Annotated in this window: 3 protein-coding genes; all 3 read left to right on the top strand. The window is 67.6% G+C overall.

Translation table 11 applies throughout. The features are described from left to right. Nucleotides 1–562: ATP-binding cassette domain-containing protein (locus PMI01_RS06305; RefSeq protein WP_007665613.1), on the top strand; the 562-nt coding region annotated here is incomplete at its 5' end. Then, complete coding sequence (locus PMI01_RS06300) at nucleotides 559–1,779, top strand: ABC transporter permease (protein WP_007665611.1); 1,221 nt, start codon at nucleotides 559–561, stop codon at nucleotides 1,777–1,779. The genes PMI01_RS06305 and PMI01_RS06300, both read left to right, overlap by 4 nt. A 327-nt stretch (nucleotides 1,780–2,106) precedes the next feature. Next, nucleotides 2,107–2,955: outer membrane protein (locus tag PMI01_RS06295; protein WP_007665609.1), on the top strand; the 849-nt coding region annotated here is incomplete at its 3' end.

Below are 2,955 nucleotides of genomic sequence, written 5' to 3'. Positions count from 1 at the left end.
ACGGCTGGGCCTGGCCGGCCGCCAGCGGCAACTGGCCGGCAGCCTGTCGGGCGGCTGGAAGCAGCGCCTGGCCCTGGCCGCCTGCATCCTGCACGAACCGCGCCTGCTGCTGCTGGACGAGCCCACCGCCGGGGTCGATCCCCAGGCGCGGCGCGAGTTCTGGGACGAGATCCACGCCCTGTCGGCCGAAGGCCTGACCGTCATGGTCTCGACCCACTACATGGACGAGGCCGAACGCTGTCACGACATCGCCTACATCGCCTACGGCAAGCTGATGGCGCGCGGGACCCTGCCCGAGGTGATCGCCGGCTCGGGCCTTACGACCTTCCGCGCCGAAGGGCCGGGCGCCGACCGGCTGGGCCGCGACCTGGCCAAGGCGCCGGGCGTGGCCATGGCCGCGCCGTTCGGAGCCGCCCTGCACGTCAGCGGCGAGGACCGCGCCGCTCTCGAGGCGGCGATCAAGCCCTACCGCCGCGCGCCGTTCACCTGGACCGAGGTGTCGCCGACCCTGGAGGACGTGTTCATCCAGCTGATGGCGACGTCGCGGGACAATTTCCAATGAGCGGCCAATCTTCAAGCAAAGGAGGGGCTTCAAGCAGGGGAAGGGCTTCAGGCGGAGGCGGGGCCTGGAACCGCATCCTGGCGGTGCTGACCAAGGAGTTCATCCAGCTCACCCGCGACCGGCTGACCTATGCGATGATCCTGGTCATGCCGATCGTCCAGCTGATGCTGTTCGGCTACGCCATCAACAACGACCCGCGCGACCTGCCGACCGCGGTGCTGGTGCAGGACCACGGGCCGATGGCCCGCTCGACCCTGTCGGCCCTGGTCAACAGCGGATACTTCAAGATCGTCCAGGAGGCCGGCTCGCCCGCCGACCTCGACCGGGCCATCGCCCGGGGCGAGGTGCAGTTCGCCCTGACCATCCCCGCCGACTTCACCCGCCGGGTGGTGCGCGGCGACCAGGCCCAGATCCTGGTCGAGGCCGACGCCTCCGACCCCGCCGCCACCGGCGGGGCGATCGCCGCCCTGGCCAGCCTCCCGCGCACGGCGCTGACCCGCGACCTGGCCCGAGGCCAACTCGGCGCGGCGACCCAGGCCGCGAGCATGGGGGCCGATCGCGATCCGTTCGAGGTGGTGATCCACCGTCGCTACAATCCCGAGGCCATCACCGCCTACAACATCGTGCCGGGCCTGCTGGGCGTGATCCTGTCGATGACCCTGGTGATGATGACCGCGCTGGGCGTCACCCGCGAATACGAGCGCGGCACCATGGAGAGCCTGCTGGCCACGCCGGCCAGGCCCATCGAGGTGATGATCGGCAAGCTGGCGCCCTATGTGGTGGTCGGATTGATCCAGACCGTGGTGATCCTGGTCCTGGCGCGGGCGCTGTTCGCGGTGCCGATGGGCACGGGCGGAATGGGGGGATGGGCCGCGCTGGTCCTGGGGGTCGTGCTGTTCATCATCGGCTCGCTGTCGCTGGGCTTCCTGATCTCGACGGCGGCCCGCACCCAGCTGCAGGCGATGCAGATGTCGTTCTTCTACATCATGCCCTCGATCCTGCTGTCGGGCTTCATGTTCCCGTTCCGGGGCATGCCGCAGTGGGCCCAGGTGCTGGGCAGCGTCATTCCGGTGACCCATTTCCTGCGCGTGGTGAGGGGGTCTTTACTTAAGGGGCTGGGACTTGAAGACCTGTGGACAAGTCTTCTGGCCCTGGCCGTCTTTGTCGTTGCGATCGCCGCCGCCGCCATGTCGCGATACCGGCGAACCCTCGACTGAGGTAGCCGGCGCCCGTTGCTCATTCCCGGCCAGATCCCGCGCATCTGCGACGTTTTTACACACCCAGGCCCCTCAAAAAGCGCCGGAGGCCTTGCGCTGCGCGGATTCGCGTGCGAACCGGTACTATGCTGGCGCATTTTCCGGGACAGTCAGCCGATACGCTCGGAAGTTGATCTCGTGGGGCGGTCATGTGTTCGCGTCGTCTTGTCTATGGGGACGACGAAACCTGACGAGTGTTGCTCTGCTGACACTTTCGCGGATCGCGCGCCTTGGTATAACAATGCTCGGTCGGTCTCGGCCGGTGCAGGGCAATAGAGGGCTCTTGATATGAAACTCAAACTCCTGGCGGGAGTGGCTCTGGCCGCGGTCTTCGCCGCTGGCGCCGCTTCGGCCCAAGAGACCGGCTGGTACGGCGCGGTCGATCTTGGCTACCACTGGCCGGAAGGCGTGAACAGCGAGTCGGAACAGAACGCACCCGACGGCGCTCACTATCACTGGACCTGGTCGGCCGATAACGACTGGGCTGGTTTTGTTCGCCTCGGCTACCAATTCAACCCGAACTGGCGCGCGGAACTCGAAGGCGGCTATCGCCCCGGCGACCTGACCAGCGTTCGCGGCAACCCCGTCCGGGTCAACGAGCCGACCGGCCTCTGCACCCCGGGCGTGACCCGCTCGGCCGCCGCTCCGAAGTGCGGCAGCCCGACGGGTTCGATCGACTCCTGGTCGCTGATGGTCAACGTTCTGTATGACTTCGCGCCGGATTCGTGGATCAACCCCTTCGTGGGCGCCGGCGTCGGCATCAACCGGCTCGACGTCTCCGCTCTGGGTCAGTTCAGCAACGCCATCCCGACCCCGATCACCGCGACCAACCCGGCCATTCAGAACCTGACCGTCGATGACGATGACATCGCCATCGCTTGGCAAGGCATCGCCGGCGCCTCGATCAAGGCGACCGACAAGCTGAAGGTCGACGTCACCTATCGCTACTTCGCGACCAACGACCACGCTTGGCAGACGAAGGGTTCGGCGGCGCTGAATGCGGGCGCGTTCGAAGGCCAGTACAAGGATCAATCGCTGACCGTTGGTCTGCGCTACTCCTTCGCTTCGCCGCCGCCGCCCCCGCCGCCTTCGACGCCGGCGTGGGGACCCCGGACCAGTGGGCCTCGCCCCGAGGCG

Origin of the sequence: Caulobacter sp. AP07, assembly GCF_000281955.1 — a bacterium.
In the GTDB taxonomy this organism is placed as follows: Bacteria; Pseudomonadota; Alphaproteobacteria; order Caulobacterales; family Caulobacteraceae; genus Caulobacter.
This window is presented reverse-complemented; position numbering and strand designations above follow the sequence as displayed.